The 227-nt window shown below is 47.1% G+C and carries 1 pseudogene; it reads left to right on the top strand.

Annotation, left to right across the window (positions count from 1 at the left end):
* Positions 1-227, top strand: a pseudogene (locus tag P5683_RS26285) (transposase); the annotation flags it as partial.

The raw sequence follows: 227 nt of genomic DNA, 5'->3' as shown, positions 1-227 counted from the left end.
TGCTTGTCGGTATTGCTACAACCAAGCAATTGCATTATCTAGGAGTGGTAAACGACTAAGCAAACTGAAATTACGCAACGAAGTGATGCAGAGCGACTTGCCTGCATGGGTCAAAGAAACACCCGGCCATATTCGGCAGAATGCTATCTTTGATGCCTATCTCGCCTTTTCAGCCAGTCCTGGCGCAAGGTTTAGGAGCTGTCGGGATAGTTCTCAAGCGATTAAGT

The sequence above is a fragment of the Limnospira sp. PMC 1279.21 genome, from assembly GCF_032349615.1.
GTDB lineage: Bacteria > Cyanobacteriota > Cyanobacteriia > Cyanobacteriales > Microcoleaceae > Limnospira > Limnospira fusiformis.
Note: the sequence above shows the minus strand (reverse complement) of the source record. Positions and strands in the feature narration are given on the sequence as shown.